This window comes from Vibrio sp. THAF190c, assembly GCF_009363355.1.
In the GTDB taxonomy this organism is placed as follows: Bacteria; Pseudomonadota; Gammaproteobacteria; order Enterobacterales; family Vibrionaceae; genus Vibrio; species Vibrio fortis_A.
Map to the genome: position 1 here is coordinate 717,960 of NZ_CP045338.1, position 15,431 is coordinate 733,390.

Genomic DNA, 15,431 nt, shown 5'->3' on the forward strand with positions numbered 1-15,431 from the left:
CGCTAGTGGTTAGTGACTAGTCATTAGTGGTGACGGTGCACGTGCGCGTTTTCCTCAACCGCGAGTTCGACTTCTACTTTGCCAGCGTTCTTAAATTGTAGGGTCATCGGGAAACGTTCGCCTTTTTTGTAAGACTTGTTTGGGTTGAAGATCATTAAGTGATAGCCGCCCGGCTTGAACATTACCGTCTTCATGCTGCCAATGCGCACGTTGTCGATTTTCATCATCTTCATCATGCCGTCCGACATCTCATGAGTGTGAATCTCTACGCGACTTGCGATAGGGGTCGATGCGCTGATCAAAAAGTCATCCTTTGTCGCTAGGTTCTTGAGCTGGAAAAAGCCTGCAATCACAGTGGCATTAGGCGGAGCTTCACGGCTCCAAGGGTGATCAATTTGAATGCTATCAGCGGTGTATTCATGGGCTGTGGCATTGATACTAAAAAGCGTCGCGATAAATAGAATCAAAGTGTTGAGCTGTTTTTTCATAATAGTCTCTCTTGTTTTTAATAATCGGTTACCAAGTCAGGTTGCCCTGATACACCAGCCAAAAGGCCAGTTGGTTTTGTTGAGTAATGGATTCATAGTTGGTTTGAAATCGCACTAGCTGGAATGGTGCAATTTGCCAGTTAGCAATAGCACTGATGCGTTGCGGGTTGTGACTATTGGCATCGAGTGCTTGTTCGAATTCGCTGCTGGTTTGGGTGACGTCATTATCGGTGGTTAGCCAGTCATAACGAGCGGCTACTTCAATGTCTTCAAACTGCCAGCTGAGTTGGGTAGTTATGCCGTGTTGAAAGGCATCGAGTTCTGAGCGAATCTGCTGTGAATCGGTGAGGGTCGATTCAAGGCGCTGCCCCATCCACTCAAGTTGCCAGTTCAATGCGCCCCACTGAAGGTTGCCGCCGAAAGATGCCAGCGTCGTGTCACCATCAAACATAATATTGATGTCGGTTGGATGAGCATGACCGTGATTATCAGAAGCGTCCGCCTGTCGCTGGTAGGCTTTGAAGTAGGCAAGGCTTGCGATTAGGTTGAGCTGATAGTCACTGCGCAAGTGATGCCACTGTGTATGCAATCCGAACGCAGCGGGTGATGCGGAATCTGTATCGTATTGCGCAGGGAAAGCATCGCCACGCCCGACCCACAGAGTAACGTCATACTGGTTTTGTGCGTAGGTCGCTTGAACCGCATCATCGGAGTATTGAGTCCCCAGAAAAGCCTGCTGAGTTAACGACGCATCTAAGAAGCGCCAGTCATGTTCATGAGTGCTGTTGTACAAGCCAATCTCGCTCAGCTGACGGCCAAGGCGCAGGGTCCAATCCTGATGTAGATAGGGTTGGAGCCACAACTCTTCCAACTCAACGGCTTCACCGTGATGGCTGCCGATGACTAGTTTGGTCGCGAGCACGTCATCGAGGCTCGCCAGAAACCCCAGTTCACCATGCATGAACTGCAAGCCTTCTTCGTAGTGGAAGGCATTGGTGTCGGTTAGTACCCCCGGAATGATGTAAGCCGAATCTCGGTCAGTTTGGTAGTAGCCGAATTGGGCAAACACATTGGTTTGTACATTTACCTCACTTAGGTTCATGTTATCTACAGTGTCAGTTTCAGCATCAACGGAAGCGGTGAGCATCAGCACTCCTAGCGATGCGGTGATTGCTCTATTAAGAGTGGTTTTCGAAACGATCATTGCGCAGCTCCTTGTACAAATGGGTTGGAATAACGCGGGTTAGAGATAAACACCTCGTCACTCAACGCATTGAGGAAGGCCAGCATGTCCTGCTTCTCTTGTTGGCTTAGCGAAAAGCCTTTGACGAACTCACTCTTGTTCGGGTTGTTTCTACCATCGCCCTGATGCTCTCCCGAAGTGATATTGCGGCCACCGTTGGCATAGAAATCTAGAACTTCCGCTAGGGTCGCGATGCTGCCATCGTGCATGTAAGGGGCGGTAAACTCGACGTTTCTGAGTGTTGGCGGGCGGAACTTTCCTTTGTCTTGTGGGTTTTGAGTCACGGTAAATAGGCCGTTGTCTTCAATGGGGTAGCTACCCTCATCATCTAGGTTGTACAACCCAGTATTGAAGAAAGGGCGCGACACGAATACCGAGTCACTGTGCAGAGTTGAGTCGCTAAAGTTAAAGCCATTGTGACAATGGAAACATTCCATCTTTTCACTGTTAAACAGATCTTGTCCGCGCAGGGCTGAGCTACTCATGGTGCCCTTATCAAAGTCTGAGTCTTTGGAGATCAGAGCTCGGTTAAACACTGCCAACGCCTTGATGATATTTGGAAACGTCACCGCGTCTTGGTCATCAGGAAAGGCGGCATTAAAGCGGTTGAGATAATCCACATCAGTACGAAAACGCTCTAAGATCGCCTCTCGATTCGAATCGTTGATGCCCATCTCAACGGGGAACTCACCAAACAGCGGGATCACCAACTGTTGCTCAATCTCTTTCAAGATAGGGTTTGCCCACGTGTAAGAGGCGTTGTAGCCAATGTTGGTCAAGGTTTGAGAGTTGCGGTGCAACACCTCTCCCGTTGAACCTGTGGGTACGGTTAATCCGTCAGAAAACGCCAATGCCTGCTGGTGGCAAGACTCACATGACATGGTCTGATTGCCAGACAGTTTGGTGTCATAAAATAGGTGTCGACCTAGCTGAAACTTATCTTCAGTTGCAGGGTTATCTGCAGGCTCTTTCGGTTGAGGGAGAGAGCCTGTTTGGAAGTCAAAACCAAATGGATTGGTGGTGTTTTCTGGGGTAACGGTATAGCTTGATTCGCTGCCACAGCCTACGAACATGACGATCGCAAGCGATGCCAGCAAACCTCGCTTCAGGTTTGCTGACATAGCGATTACTCCACCGACACCCAAGATTGCGAGGTGCTGCAGTTACCTGCGCTACACTCCCCAGTAGTCAGGTCTAATCCAAGCTTATCGAAAATACCTTGGCAGTCGGCATCAGCACTTGAAGACATACAGCCCGGAGGCGTCCCCGGAGTGTTGAAGGTAATGTCGTTACTCGCGACTAAACTTTGGTAATCAAACACAATCACACTGGACTCATGATTGAAGTTGTCGAGTTGGTAAGTGGGTCTGTTTGGTCGAGAGTCGGCACAATCAACAATCTCAGAACCAGCATCCACCACTTCACAACCTGTGGTCCCCAAATGAATGTTCCAACCATCTACATCCATACGCAGGTGTTTGTGGCCGTTTTGCCAGCTCCAGTTCATGCCCATCACATCCAGTGGTGATACCGCGTCGTCACCATCAATACCGTAGTGGTTGAGCTCGGTAGGAACGCCGAGTGTAAAACGTACCCCTGTGTAATCACCTTCGGGAACTTGACCTGTGATTTGGTGGTTGAGTGCTTCATTGCCATTGGCACAGCTATCCGCACCCGTCTCAAAATCCAGTAGGGCAACGTTCTGGTATTGCCATTTCCCATCCTGCTTGAGGCTGACTGGCGTTGCTTCGCCCTTGTCATCAATCAGCTCGAGGTTAGAGATGTACATGCGTACGTCTTTAAACTCTGGATTGGTGTTATCGATACCCACTGTAGTGGTATCCATCAGCTTACATTCGATGTCTTGTGTACCGACTTTTGCGGCAAATTGGATAGTGACATCTTGCTGGGTTACCGATGTTGATGGGCTAGAGCTTGAACCACCACAAGCAGACAGAGTAGTGCAGACAAAAGCGGTAACGAGCGCTTTCGTCGCTGGGATTTGGTTGAACATAGACTTTCCTTTCTTATTATTTTCTTTTGCACGACAGATTGAATGCGTGCAAATACGTCCCGCCAGTTGAATCAAAGGCGGTGATCAGTGCTTTGTTAGAAAAAATAGGCGTATGGCGAGATCGCCGAATTACGCGACGAAAGTCGAGGGTGGGGATTGCTTAGGCGCTAACGCGAGGTAAATCTTACGGTAGCTTTGAACATGGTGATATGGAGTGAATGAAGTCGCGATTCTGCATAACCAAACCGCCAACGCCGCTAGCACCATTGCGATCATGGTAATAGAGAATTGACACATCTCTAGCAGAGGACATTGAAACTTGAGCGGATCATGGATTTCACCGATAGGCAGTGGCGACATCGCGTTATCTTCGATGAGTTCATTAATATCGACCCATTTAAAGCCTTCAGCGGTACACAGCAAGATCTTCTCTCCCTGCGCTTCTGACAGCCAGTTCTTGTTATTAACTTGTGATGGGTTGAGCGCCATCGTGGCTAATAAATATATCTGAAACAGCAAAGCAGCAATGACGTAAATCGCCATTACCTTTTGTTTTATTTGCGTATTTCTTGATATATGCATCACAACATTCAGTTAACTAAATTCGGCGCGGATACTACCAAAGAAATTAAGGGATTGTAATGCTAAGTTTATAAAACGGTGATATAAATACTTAAAAGGAATAATGATTTAGCTTCTATACTTTTAGTTGATTCGTTTAAAGAGGCTGACTTGTCTTCAGTGGATTTCATTAGGTATCAACCTGCATTGTTAGTTGAATGCTTCATGAAAATGGTCTGTTCTAAAGTCAATAATTGATGAGGTTAACCCCGGTTAAGTCATCGATTTGTCATTGAAAAAGTCACCACGTAAACGTTATGTGAGAACCACTGCTGACGCGGGAACTCTGAGCTAAAACGTCAGTATTATTAGTGAACTGATGACAACGGAACAACTAATGAAAAAGATACCTTTGGCTTTAACTCTATTAAGTACACTCGTTTTTTCACACTATTCCATGGCAACAACTGACACTTCACCTACCACGCAAAATCCAACCTACGAGCTTGATGGCAAGTCGGTGCTTGGTCGTACCGAGAATGTTTACCTGTCTAAAGTGGAAGGGCTTAGTGATATTCCCTTTATCGGCAAAATCGACACAGGCGCGGAAACCACTTCGATGCATGCGGAAGAGATTCAAGTAACCAGTACCCACCCAGATTACAAAAACCTAAAAGACCAAGAGCTGATGCTAGCGCTGACAGAAGAGGTGCTGAACAATGGCGACGTGGCCTATAGTGATTGGGATGCCAGTACCTTCGAATCTTTTGAGACACAGGTATCGTTTAAGATTCAAAACCCTCGAACAGGGGAGTTGGAGCTGATTGAGGCACCGTTAGAGCGTGTAAGCATGATCCGCAGTCGAACAAGCAGTACACCAATACTGCGCCCAACCATCAAAATGTCGCTCAGAATCGCAGACCAAGAGCTTAAGACAGACGTTAACCTCACCGATAGAAGCCACTTTTCTGCGCCCATTTTGATCGGTAAAACCTTCTTGGCCGAAAATGCATTGGTGTTTGCGGGTTACGATTATCTACAGGAGCAAGAAAAGGCGACCGTTGTAGGCAGAAAGGAAGTGGTATCCATTAATGGCTTATCAGTGAATGCAAGCTTCTCTTTTTCGAACCGCTACAGCAATCTACATGCTGAAGAGATTGATGTTGATAAGAAAAGCAATCTAGTGACCTTTGATATGGTCAGTAACGATGGCCGGAAACAAGAGATGAGCCTACCACTGGTGCGTATGCTCAATGTAGGCGGTAAACAAAGGTCTTTGGTGTATGTTCCTGTTGAGTTGGGTAAAGACACCACGCGAGATATTTTGGTGTATCTGCGCGATCGTTCAGGTAGTGATTCTCAGCTAAGAATTGGCACCATGACCGCCAGCGAGCACTTCATGATCAACAGTAACGCCGAAAACTTACTATCGAGTGGTGCCGAGAGCTTCCAAGATGCGACTAAGTCGGACGAGCCTTTGATTATCTCGCCTGAAGAGGACATCACGCTGGATAGTTTCCCACTCAAAGCCGTTGCTTCATTCACTGTGAGCACACCACTCTTGAAAGTGGAAAGCTTTGAAGTATCGGGGGCGGGTGATGAAGCTAAGGTCGAGTTCTTCCTGACAGATGCCAATGGCGAGCAACAGAAAGTGTCTAAGAAGGTGATCAAGCAATTGAGAGTCGGCGATGATGTTCGTCCAGTCGTCAGCGCTGAGTTTGTGGTATCTGGCGAGGCCCGTGAGCGAGAGTTTGCACTGGATGTGCTCGACATGAGTGAAAAGGTACCTTACTTCATCCTTGGCAAAAAAATGGCGAAAGAGGGGGTGTATATTAACACCCGCGCCGATTACCTTTTGAACGCGGAACCTCTGTTTAAAGTTGGACATGTTGAGCTTGTTGAAGTCAACGGCATGACATTCCCCGCTAAGCTAGATACTGGTGCAGACGTGAGTTCGATGAACGCGATAAACATAAAACGGTTCAAGAAAGACGGACAAGATATGGTGAGCTTCACGTATCAAAACAAGCAGGGTGACAAACAAGATTTTGTTAAGCCAGTGATTGATGTGATGCGCATTAAGGCCAAGAAGGGGGAGAAGGTAAACATTCGCCCTGTGGTGGAGATGGACGTCAAACTCGGTGACTTAGAGAAGAAGGTGAAAGTAAACCTACAAGACCGCTCTCGCTTCGAGTACAGCATGATTCTAGGCAAGAACTTCCTGAAATACGGTGCGCTTGTGAGTAGTGATGAAGACTATGTGTTGGGTAAGAAGAAGTAACCGGTACTAGATTCCAGACAAACAAAAAGGGCCAACTCTTGCGAGTTGGCCCTTTCCAAACGTTTGGTGGAGCTGGCGGGAGTTGAACCCGCGTCCAGAAACCATTCATCCTTGGCACTACATGCTTAGTCGATCTTTAAATTCACCAGTAACCTGCGAACCGACACGCTAGTTAAAGGCTAACCTGAATTATAATTCGCCGTTCATCTCTCAGGTGGGAAAATCCGGGCTAGCGCGTTTGGGTTTGATCTCTCGTTATTCCCCGTCTTACGTGCGGAAGCTAGGGCGAGAGAGCTCTGAGCAGGTTATTAAGCTGCTAGTGCGTAGTTTTCGTCGTTTGCGACTATTTTTTTGCGGCTTTTTACGTGGCCAACCGCCCCACGGCATGCACCTCAGACTGCAAAATTCCTGTCGAATCCTAAATCAGCCCCAAAGTGTTCTTGCATAGTACCAGAAAAGCTATGCCTGTCTAGCACTGTGCAGTTCAAGTGCTCAAGATTAACGCAAATTACTCTTCATAATTCGTGCTTTATCGCGAGCCCAATCTTTTTCTTTCATATCAGTACGTTTGTCGTGCAGCTTCTTACCTTTTGCTACGCCAATTTTGATTTTCGCCCAAGAGCGAGACCAATATAGCGACGTTGCAACTAGCGTCATGCCTTCACGGTTAATACGACCGAATAGGTTGTCGAGCTCTTTTCTCGACATTAGGAGTTTACGGACACGTGTTGGGTTCGCGACAATGTGCGTACTTGCTTGTGTTAGTGGAGTGATAGTCATGCCACTGATGAATGCTTCACCGTCTCGGATGTAGACGTAGCTTTCTGCGATGTTCGTTTTGCCTTCACGTAGGGATTTTACTTCCCAGCCTTGTAGCTCAAGCCCCGCTTCAATCTCATCGTCGATGAAATATTCGTGGCGAGCTTTCTTATTTAGCGCAATGGTATTACTACCCGCTTTTGATTTTGATTTTTTCTTTGCCATAATGGCCTCATTATACGGATTGCGCGAAAGATGGGGAATCCTTTTTATTTGCGCTCTGGCTCAATACCATTAAAATTGTGGTTTGTTTAATGTAACGCTGTCTTTAACAGGAGTCTATATGCCAAAGGTTACTCGTTCAGCATTAGTATCATTTAGTGCTGACCAGATGTTTGACTTGGTCAATGATGTTGCTCGTTATCCTGAGTTTTTGCCGGGTTGTTCTGGTTCTCGTGTGATCGAATCTTCAGATTCAGCAATGGTGGCTTCGGTTGATGTATCGAAAGCTGGTATTAGCAAAACATTTACAACATCGAATCGCCTCGCGGAAGGTGCAGAGATTTTAATGGAGCTGGTGGACGGCCCATTTAAGAAGCTGCAGGGCGGTTGGTACTTTACTCCTTTGGATGATCAAGCGTGCAAAGTGGAACTTAAGCTTGAGTTTGAATTCTCAAGCCGCATGATTGAAATGGCTTTCGGCAAGATCTTCAATGAGCTCACCAGCAATATGGTGAACGCCTTTACTCAGCGTGCGAAGCAGGTGTACTAAGCATGAGCATTGAATCAGACATGATCCACGTTGAAGTGGTTTACGCTCTGCCACATGAGCAGCGTGTATTTACACTGGTGGTGAACAAGAACGCGACGGTAGAAGAGATCATCGGCCAGTCTGGCGTACTTGAGCTTTACCCTGAGATAGACCTATCTAAGAATAAGGTTGGTGTGTACAGCCGTAATGTGAAACTGGATGCTACGGTTCGTGATAAAGACCGCATTGAGATTTACCGCGCACTGCTGGCTGATCCAAAAGAGATTCGTCGTAAGCGTGCTGAACAAGCAAAAGCGGCCGCAACCAAGTAGTTCGTTATACATTCAAATAGCAAAAAGCCTGCAGTGTTGCAGGCTTTTTAGTATCTGGGGCATTTAGCGGTTTTATCGAAGGCTCTCGAAAAACTCATCACTCGCTTCAAAGTCACCGTTGATGGTTACCAGTGTTCCCGTTGCATCAAAGTTAACAATCAGGTTCTTCTGGATCGGAGCTTCGTGGCCTTTTTGGTGATGGTAAATGTAGTACCAAGTGTCTGGGTAACCGTTTTCAATCAGCATTGGTGAGCCCATAACGTAACGAACTTGTGTCTTAGTCATACCAAATTTCAGTTGGTCGACAGCTTCTTGTTCAACGTAGTTACCCTGGTTGATGTCAATTCGATAAACCAACTTTTCTAATAGAGAACAACCGGTCAACATTGTTAGTGCAAGTGGAACTGCAACTAACCACTTCTTAATTCGCATAGTCTGAGATCTTTCTTCGCTAAAATACTGCCTGATAATAAACAAGCTCCAGCAAGAAGTAAAAAGCTCCTTGCGCTTTGAACTTAATATGACTGGCAATTTTGAAATAAGTTGCAAAATTGCCAATCTTTTTCAGAAAACTATCAGGTATTTGGCGAAAGTTTAATCTAAGCGGCGATTAACAGCTCTTTTGCGTTAGCGAGCGTTGAATCGGTGATCTGGCTGCCACCAAGCAATCTTGCAAGCTCAGAAATACGTTGTTGCTCATCAAGCGTGTGCATTTGTGTCTCTGTTTTTCCTGCTTTAGTGCTCTTAGCAACGAACAGTTGTTGGTGACCACAACCTGCAACTTGAGGTAAGTGAGTCACACACATAACTTGTGTCGATTCACCCAAAGTACGCAGCATTTTTCCAACGACCGCAGCCGTTGGGCCACTGATACCAACATCGACTTCATCGAAGATCAGGCTAGGGGTATCGACTTTCTGAGCGGTGATTACCTGAATCGCTAATGAGATACGCGATAGCTCACCACCAGAGGCCACTTTAGCAATTGGCTGCATTGGTTGCCCCGGGTTGGTAGAAACAATAAAGGTCACGTTGTCCATACCCAATGGCGATGGGTGAGTATTAGTGTTGTTTACCTCAATCGCGAACTGCGCTTTCTCCATGCTCAATTCGTGCATGCTTTGTGTGATCAGTTTGTTGAGCTCTTTGGCGTAGCGCACGCGAGACTTATGTAGCTTCTCCGCTTTAGCAACAAAACCTTGGTAGTGCTGTTCAACTTCATTAGCCAGCTCATCCAGTTTTTCATCAGAGCAGTCTAAGTCTTCAATTTGCTGAAGTAGATCTTGGTGATGCTTATAAAGCTCTTCCGGCAATACGTGATGTTTGCGTGACATCGACATGACTTTTGAGAAGCGCTCTTCTACAAATGCCATACGACCTGGGTCGACATCGATGCTATCAAGGTAAGTTCTTAGCTCGCTGTTGGTCTCTTCAATTTGGATGATGGCTTCAGAGAGCATGTTTGGCAGCTCAGCCAGCCTTTCATCCAGTTCAGCCAGCTGAATTAGGGAGTGATTGGCCGATTGCAGAATACCAAGCGCATTAACTTCTTCACCTTCGTAAATAAGCTCGATAGCTTGCTGACAGGTTGATGCAAGCTCACCACTGTTGGATAGGCGTTTGTGCTCTTGTTCAAGCTCTTCATATTCTTCCTCCCCAAGTGAGAGCTCGTTCAGCTCTTTGATTTGGTACTCAAGCAGTTGTTTCTGTGCTTGATTCTGTTGGCTGTTGTCGCGCAGCTCTTTTAGGTGGTTATCCGCATGACGCCAAGTTTGGTACGCGTTGCGAGTCGACTTCAGCAGGTTAAGGTGGCCTGCATATTGGTCAAGCATCGCCATCTGGTAGTCGCTTTTCATCAACTGATGGTGTGCGTGCTGACCGTGGATATTAATAAGCAGCTGTCCTAATGATTTTAGTTGTGAGAGCGGAACAGGGCTGCCATTAATGAAGGCACGTGAACGGCCTTCTTTCGAGATGGTACGGCGAAGGATACATTCGCTGCCATCCAGTAGCTCGTTATCTTCTAGCCAACGAGTCGCATGTAAGTTGTTATCCAGTAAAAATGCGGCGCTAACTTCGGTTTTTTCTTCACCTTGTCGCACCATGCCTGCGTCAGCTCTACCACCAAGGCATAAGCCCAACGCATCGATAGCAATAGATTTACCCGCACCCGTTTCACCGGTGATGGTTGTCATGCCTTTAGAAAGTTCTAGCTGTAAAGACTTAACAATAGCGAAATTATTAACACTTAGATGAGCCAGCATTTTTATTTACCTGTATAACTGAATAATACTGTATATAAGCTCAGTATATACTGTTTCTTTATACAGTAAAGTGAACAGGTGAATATTTTTTGTGAGTTCGATCAAATCAAACTTCGTTTGTAGGTGCCTGATATTGATGTCTATTTGCGAAAAGAGATTCCAGATAACTCGCTCCTCGTTTCTGGAATGACGTTGGTTTTAGCTGCCTGCGAACGATTCACGTCATTCCCTAAAGCGACGGAGGAGCGTAGTAGGGAATCTTTTTTTGTTTGAAGTTGACGCGTAGTGAGATTCCAGACACCTCGTGCCTCGGTTCTGGAATGACGTTGGTTTTAGTTGCTTGCGAATGATTCACGTCATTCCCTAAAGCGACGAAGGAGCGTAGTAGGGAATCTTCTCTCGTGTGAGGTTAATACGTATTGAGATTCCAGACACTTCGTTCCCCAGCTCCGGAATGACGTTGGTTTTAGTTGTCTGCGAGTGACTCATGTCATTCCCTAAAGTGACGAAGGAGCGTAGTAGGGAATCTTTTTGGGTTTTAGTTAGTACTTATCTAGCACTTTTGATTTGAAAGTTTCTGATAGCTTGAAAAAAAACACATGGAAGTGCTTATGAAGCAGCCTGCTATTTACATAACGACTAATCGTACTCATTCCGTTCTTTATATTGGTATTACTGGAAACCTCAAGCGAAGGGTTTGGCTACATAAGACAGGAGAGGTGGAGGGTTTCACTAAGAAGTACAACGTCCACAAGTTAGTTTATTTCGAGGTTTTTGACGAGTTTAGAGATGCTATAGAGCGCGAAAAACAATTGAAGAAGTGGAATCGTCAATGGAAAGAGAACTTAATTAGTAGCTTAAATCCTGATTGGTTAGAGCTATATGAAAAGATTTAATTGCTCCGGATGAATGGATTCCAGACAACTCGTTCCTCGTTTCTGGAATGACGGTGGCTTTGGTGCTTTGCGAACGACTTATGTCATTCCCTATATCGACGGAGGAGCGCAGTAGGGAATCTTTTTTGTTTGAAGTTGATGCGTAGTGAGATCCCAGACAACTCGTTCCTCGTTTCTGGAATGATGGTGGCTTTGGTGCTTTACGAACGACTTACGTCATTCCCTATAGCGACGGAGGAGCGCAGTAGGGAATCTTTTTTGTTTGAAGTTGATGCGTAGTGAGATTCCAGACATCTCGTTCCTCGGTTCTGGAATGACATTGGTTTTAGTTGCTTGCGAATGATTCACGTCATTCCCTAAAGCGACGAAGGAGCGTAGTAGGGAATCTCTGTGTAATAAAAAAGGCTGGCATCTCGCTAACCTTTCATTTTTTCGGTGTGTGCTTAGAACAACTTACTCGACCAACCGAGTTTGTTTCGTAGAACGTGGTAGTAGCTGTAATCCTTAGGGTGGATCAGCTTAAGGACGTTCGGGCTTTGGTAGATATGGATCTCGTCGCCCGGCGAAACTGGTAGAGAAATTTGGCCGTCACAGCTTACTTCTTGAGTGCCGCGATTGTCTGGGGAGACGATCAGTTTTATGTGGCGCTTGCCATCAACGACTAAAGGTCGGCTCGATAGGGTGTGCGGGAACATCGGCACCAAAGAAATAGCATTCAAACTTGAAGACAGGATCGGGCCACCACCAGACAGTGAGTAGGCAGTAGATCCAGTGGGTGTTGATACGATCAAGCCATCTGAGCGTTGTGAGAAGGCGAAGCTATCATCAATGTAGACTTCAAACTCGATCATGTGAGCCACTTGACCTGGGTGGAGTACTGCTTCGTTAAGGGCTGCATTGTGGCTTTTTATTTGACCATGACGATGGATCTCGGTTTCAAGTAGGAATCGTTCTTCCTCCATGAACTCACCATTAAGCACATCAGTTAACGCTGATTGGAAATTCTCTGGGTTAAGATCGGTCAAGAAGCCGAGGTTGCCACGGTTTACACCAATCACTGAGATATCGAATCGAGACAAGATTCGCGCAGCGCCGAGCATGTTGCCATCACCGCCTACAACCACCGCCAAATCTGCTCGCTTTCCGAGTTCGACTAAGCTAGAGAATCGTTCTTTAGGGATATCGTCTAAGATACTGGCTAATCTGTCGTCAACAAACACTTGATAGCCTTCAGCACTTAACCACTGATACAGCTCTCTATGAGTCTGAATTGCTTGTTGATCTCGAGGTTTACCAATGATGGCGATGACTTCAAATGGCTTTTTCATAAGGTTTCCAAACGAATTAGGCTTGAATCAAAATTCTTCATCCCCATAATAAAGGCAAGTTGAATGACTATGCGAGTGTTTTATATCAAATCGGGCGCTAATACGCCGCTCACTGGCATAGAAAACTGAATTCTGGAGATATCATGAGCAACGAAGAAAACAAAGTAACGGAAGAAGAGCTAGATCAGATCATTGCTGAGGCAGAGAAAGTTGAAGCAGAAGCGCAAACTGAAGAAGCTGCTGACGAGCAAGAAGCAAAGATCGCTCAACTAGAAGCAGCTTTGTTGTCGAGCGAAGCGAAAGTAAAAGAGCAGCAAGATTCTGTTCTACGTGCGAAAGCTGAAGTTGAAAACATGCGCCGCCGTACTGAGCAAGAGATCGATAAAGCGCGTAAATTTGCTCTAAACAAGTTTGCTGAAGAGCTGCTACCAGTTATCGATAACCTAGAGCGTGCAATGCAAGCTGCAGACGCTGACAACGAAGTGGTTAAGCCACTGTTTGAAGGTGTTGAGCTTACGCACAAAACGTTTGTAGACGTAGTGGCTAAGTTTGGTCTTAAAGAGATCAACCCTGAAGGCGAAGCATTCAACCCTGAGCTTCACCAAGCAATGTCGATTCAAGAGAGCCCAGATCACGAGCCAAATACAGTAATGTTCGTAATGCAGAAAGGCTACGAGCTAAACGGTCGTGTGATTCGTCCAGCAATGGTTATGGTTTCAAAATAAATCACTGAACCATGTGAAAAACAGAGAGAGGCTTCGGCCTCTCTTTTTTTGTGTTTAAAACAGCGACAGGCCAATAAATAGGCAAAAAAATCGTTTTGAGTATGTCGTTCTTTTTATTTTAGCGATTTCAGGTGGTTAGTGTAATATTTTATGAAACTAGTTGTTTTTAAATAATTGCTCTGATGTCACATTTGTAATTAATATGTGAAATAATACTTTCAATTGTTATCTTGATATGTAAAATCTCCGGCCATATCGAGATATCACTCGTATATATAACTATAAAAGTACATTTTTCAAACATAACAGACTGGAGATAAACGATGGATAAATCGCTCTCAAGTAAAATATTTGTAGGTTTGTTTGCCGGCCTACTTATCGGTACTGCAATTCAGTACCTATTCAGCGGTATTGCGATCTTTGACACTTACCTACTTGGTGCTGCGGAAGGCGCTGGTGGTATGTTCGTTTCACTAATTAAACTTCTTGTTGTTCCACTTGTTTACGTATCTATCGTTTGCGGTATCGTTGAACTGAAAGATATCCGTTCATTTGGTCGTCTTGGTGGTAAAACCTTTGCTCTTTACATTATCAACACCATCATCGCGATTTCTGCTGCACTAACTATCGGTTTGATCTTCCAACCGGGTGCGGGTGCTAGCCTAGCGGGTACGGTTTCTGAGACGATTGCTCTAACAACAACTGAAACTCCAGACATCTTCTCTCTGGTTGTGAACATTGTTCCTAGCAACCCAGTACAAGCGTTCGCAAGCGGCGACATGCTTCAAATCATCTTCATGGCGATTCTAACTGGTCTTGCTATCCAAGCTCTTGATTCTCGTGGTGGCCCAGCTATCAAGACGTTCAAGATGGCTAACGAAATCATGATGAAGCTTATCGGCCTTGTAATGAGCCTAGCGCCATACGGTGTATTCGCTCTTATGATTCAACTAGGCGCAACGCTTGACGCAAACACGCTAATGTCGGTAGCAGGTTACGTAGCACTTGTTGTTGCAATGCTAGTGTTCTGGATTTTCTTCTTCTACCCAGCAATGGTTGGTGCGTTCACAGGCATTTCTCCAAAACAGTTCCTACGTGCAACTCGTGAGCAAATTCTTTTCTCACTATCTACTGCAAGCTCGAACGCGACAATCCCTGTAACAATGCGTACTCTTACTGAGAAGCTGAATGTTTCTAAATCTGTAGCGGGCTTCGGTGTACCACTAGGTGCAACAATGAACATGTCTGGTGTATCTATCTACATCGCACTAGCAACTATGTTCGTAGCTAACGCATTTGGTCAGCCAATCAACACTGCAGACATCTTTACTCTTGGTCTAACTATCCTGCTACTGTCTATCGGTGCTGGTGGTGTTCCAGGTGGCGGTGTAGTAATGGTAGGTGTTCTATTGCACCAACTAGGTCTACCACCAGAAGGTCTAGCAATCGTTGCAGCTGTTGACCGTATTTGTGACATGTTCTGTACTTCTTCTAACGTAGTTGGTGACACAGCAGTAAACACAATTGTTGCTAAGTCTGAAGACGAAATCGGTGTAGAAGCAGACAAAGAAGTTGAGCTGAACAAAGCAGAAGCTTAATCAGAAAACTCTGAACTGAATCCTAAAAGCGAGGCCTAGTGCCTCGCTTTTTTTCGTCTGCAGTTTGCCGATAGAAGCGGTGCGATAGCGAGCTGAAAATCTGAATAGAGATTAAGGTAAGGAAAGACCATTCGTCAGTTTTGTGAATGACAACATCAAAATGATTCACGGCTCTGTAAATATCTAATATT

At 45.6% G+C, this 15,431-nt stretch carries 15 protein-coding genes and 1 other RNA gene; 6 read left to right on the forward strand and 10 right to left on the reverse strand.

The genetic code is table 11. The features are described 5' to 3' along the window. Positions 1 to 23 precede the first annotated feature (23 nt). From FIV04_RS03180 to FIV04_RS03200, 5 genes are all read right to left on the reverse strand, one after another. Positions 24 to 488: a copper chaperone PCu(A)C gene (locus tag FIV04_RS03180; RefSeq protein WP_152468248.1), complete on the reverse strand. Its 465-nt coding sequence runs from the start codon at positions 486 to 488 to the stop codon at positions 24 to 26. 28 nt (positions 489 to 516) lie between these two features. Continuing rightward, entirely contained in the window at positions 517 to 1,692 is a 1,176-nt protein-coding gene (locus FIV04_RS03185) for a hypothetical protein (protein ID WP_253895370.1), read from the reverse strand. After that, a complete protein-coding gene (locus tag FIV04_RS03190) occupies positions 1,689 to 2,852 on the reverse strand; it encodes a methanobactin export MATE transporter MbnM (protein WP_152468249.1) in 1,164 nt (387 codons plus the stop codon). Before FIV04_RS03190 ends, FIV04_RS03185 begins: the two co-directional genes overlap by 4 nt. 5 nt (positions 2,853 to 2,857) lie before the next feature. Next, a complete protein-coding gene (locus FIV04_RS03195) occupies positions 2,858 to 3,745 on the reverse strand; it encodes an MbnP family copper-binding protein (RefSeq protein ID WP_152468250.1) in 888 nt (295 codons plus the stop codon). Between the two features lie 129 nt (positions 3,746 to 3,874). After that, positions 3,875 to 4,288 (reverse strand): hypothetical protein, encoded by a 414-nt coding sequence (locus FIV04_RS03200; protein ID WP_152468251.1) that lies wholly within the window; start codon positions 4,286 to 4,288, stop codon positions 3,875 to 3,877. 415 nt (positions 4,289 to 4,703) lie between these two features. Here FIV04_RS03200 and FIV04_RS03205 point away from each other — a divergent pair, with 415 nt between their 5' ends. Beyond that, positions 4,704 to 6,587, forward strand: a complete 1,884-nt coding sequence (locus FIV04_RS03205; RefSeq protein ID WP_152468252.1) for a RimK/LysX family protein — start codon at positions 4,704 to 4,706, stop codon at positions 6,585 to 6,587. Between the two features lie 64 nt (positions 6,588 to 6,651). On the opposite strand, the gene ssrA is transcribed toward FIV04_RS03205, so the two are convergent. Next, positions 6,652 to 7,018: a transfer-messenger RNA gene (ssrA, locus tag FIV04_RS03210) on the reverse strand. 67 nt (positions 7,019 to 7,085) lie between these two features. Then, on the reverse strand, positions 7,086 to 7,571 hold the full coding sequence (gene smpB, locus FIV04_RS03215) for an SsrA-binding protein SmpB (RefSeq protein WP_032551363.1): 486 nt from the start codon (positions 7,569 to 7,571) through the stop codon (positions 7,086 to 7,088). Positions 7,572 to 7,689: 118 nt separating this feature from the next. Between smpB and FIV04_RS03220 the strand changes: the two genes are divergently transcribed. Together FIV04_RS03220 and FIV04_RS03225 are read left to right on the forward strand one after the other, a co-directional pair. Continuing rightward, positions 7,690 to 8,118: an SRPBCC family protein gene (locus tag FIV04_RS03220; protein WP_032551364.1), complete on the forward strand. Its 429-nt coding sequence runs from the start codon at positions 7,690 to 7,692 to the stop codon at positions 8,116 to 8,118. Positions 8,119 to 8,120: 2 nt separating this feature from the next. Further along, positions 8,121 to 8,429 (forward strand): RnfH family protein, encoded by a 309-nt coding sequence (locus FIV04_RS03225; RefSeq protein ID WP_032551365.1) that lies wholly within the window; start codon positions 8,121 to 8,123, stop codon positions 8,427 to 8,429. A 72-nt stretch (positions 8,430 to 8,501) separates the two neighbouring features. On the opposite strand, the gene bamE is transcribed toward FIV04_RS03225, so the two are convergent. Continuing rightward, positions 8,502 to 8,861 (reverse strand): outer membrane protein assembly factor BamE, encoded by a 360-nt coding sequence (gene bamE / locus FIV04_RS03230; RefSeq protein WP_032551366.1) that lies wholly within the window; start codon positions 8,859 to 8,861, stop codon positions 8,502 to 8,504. A 167-nt stretch (positions 8,862 to 9,028) separates the two neighbouring features. Then, positions 9,029 to 10,693: a DNA repair protein RecN gene (recN, locus tag FIV04_RS03235; RefSeq protein ID WP_032551368.1), complete on the reverse strand. Its 1,665-nt coding sequence runs from the start codon at positions 10,691 to 10,693 to the stop codon at positions 9,029 to 9,031. Between the two features lie 611 nt (positions 10,694 to 11,304). On the opposite strand from recN, the gene FIV04_RS03240 reads away from it, so the two are divergent. Continuing rightward, positions 11,305 to 11,589 carry a GIY-YIG nuclease family protein gene (locus FIV04_RS03240; RefSeq protein ID WP_152468253.1) on the forward strand — a complete coding sequence of 95 codons (285 nt, stop codon included), beginning with the start codon at positions 11,305 to 11,307 and terminating at the stop codon, positions 11,587 to 11,589. Between the two features lie 443 nt (positions 11,590 to 12,032). Here FIV04_RS03240 and nadK read toward each other — a convergent pair whose 3' ends face one another. Next, positions 12,033 to 12,917, reverse strand: a complete 885-nt coding sequence (gene nadK / locus FIV04_RS03245; protein ID WP_032551369.1) for an NAD(+) kinase — start codon at positions 12,915 to 12,917, stop codon at positions 12,033 to 12,035. Between the two features lie 143 nt (positions 12,918 to 13,060). Here nadK and grpE point away from each other — a divergent pair, with 143 nt between their 5' ends. Further along, the gene (gene grpE / locus FIV04_RS03250; protein ID WP_032551370.1) at positions 13,061 to 13,642 is read left to right on the forward strand and encodes a nucleotide exchange factor GrpE; all 582 of its coding nucleotides are present in this window, start codon (positions 13,061 to 13,063) and stop codon (positions 13,640 to 13,642) included. 323 nt (positions 13,643 to 13,965) lie between these two features. Then, positions 13,966 to 15,240 carry a dicarboxylate/amino acid:cation symporter gene (locus FIV04_RS03255; protein WP_032551372.1) on the forward strand — a complete coding sequence of 425 codons (1,275 nt, stop codon included), beginning with the start codon at positions 13,966 to 13,968 and terminating at the stop codon, positions 15,238 to 15,240. Positions 15,241 to 15,431 lie beyond the last annotated feature (191 nt).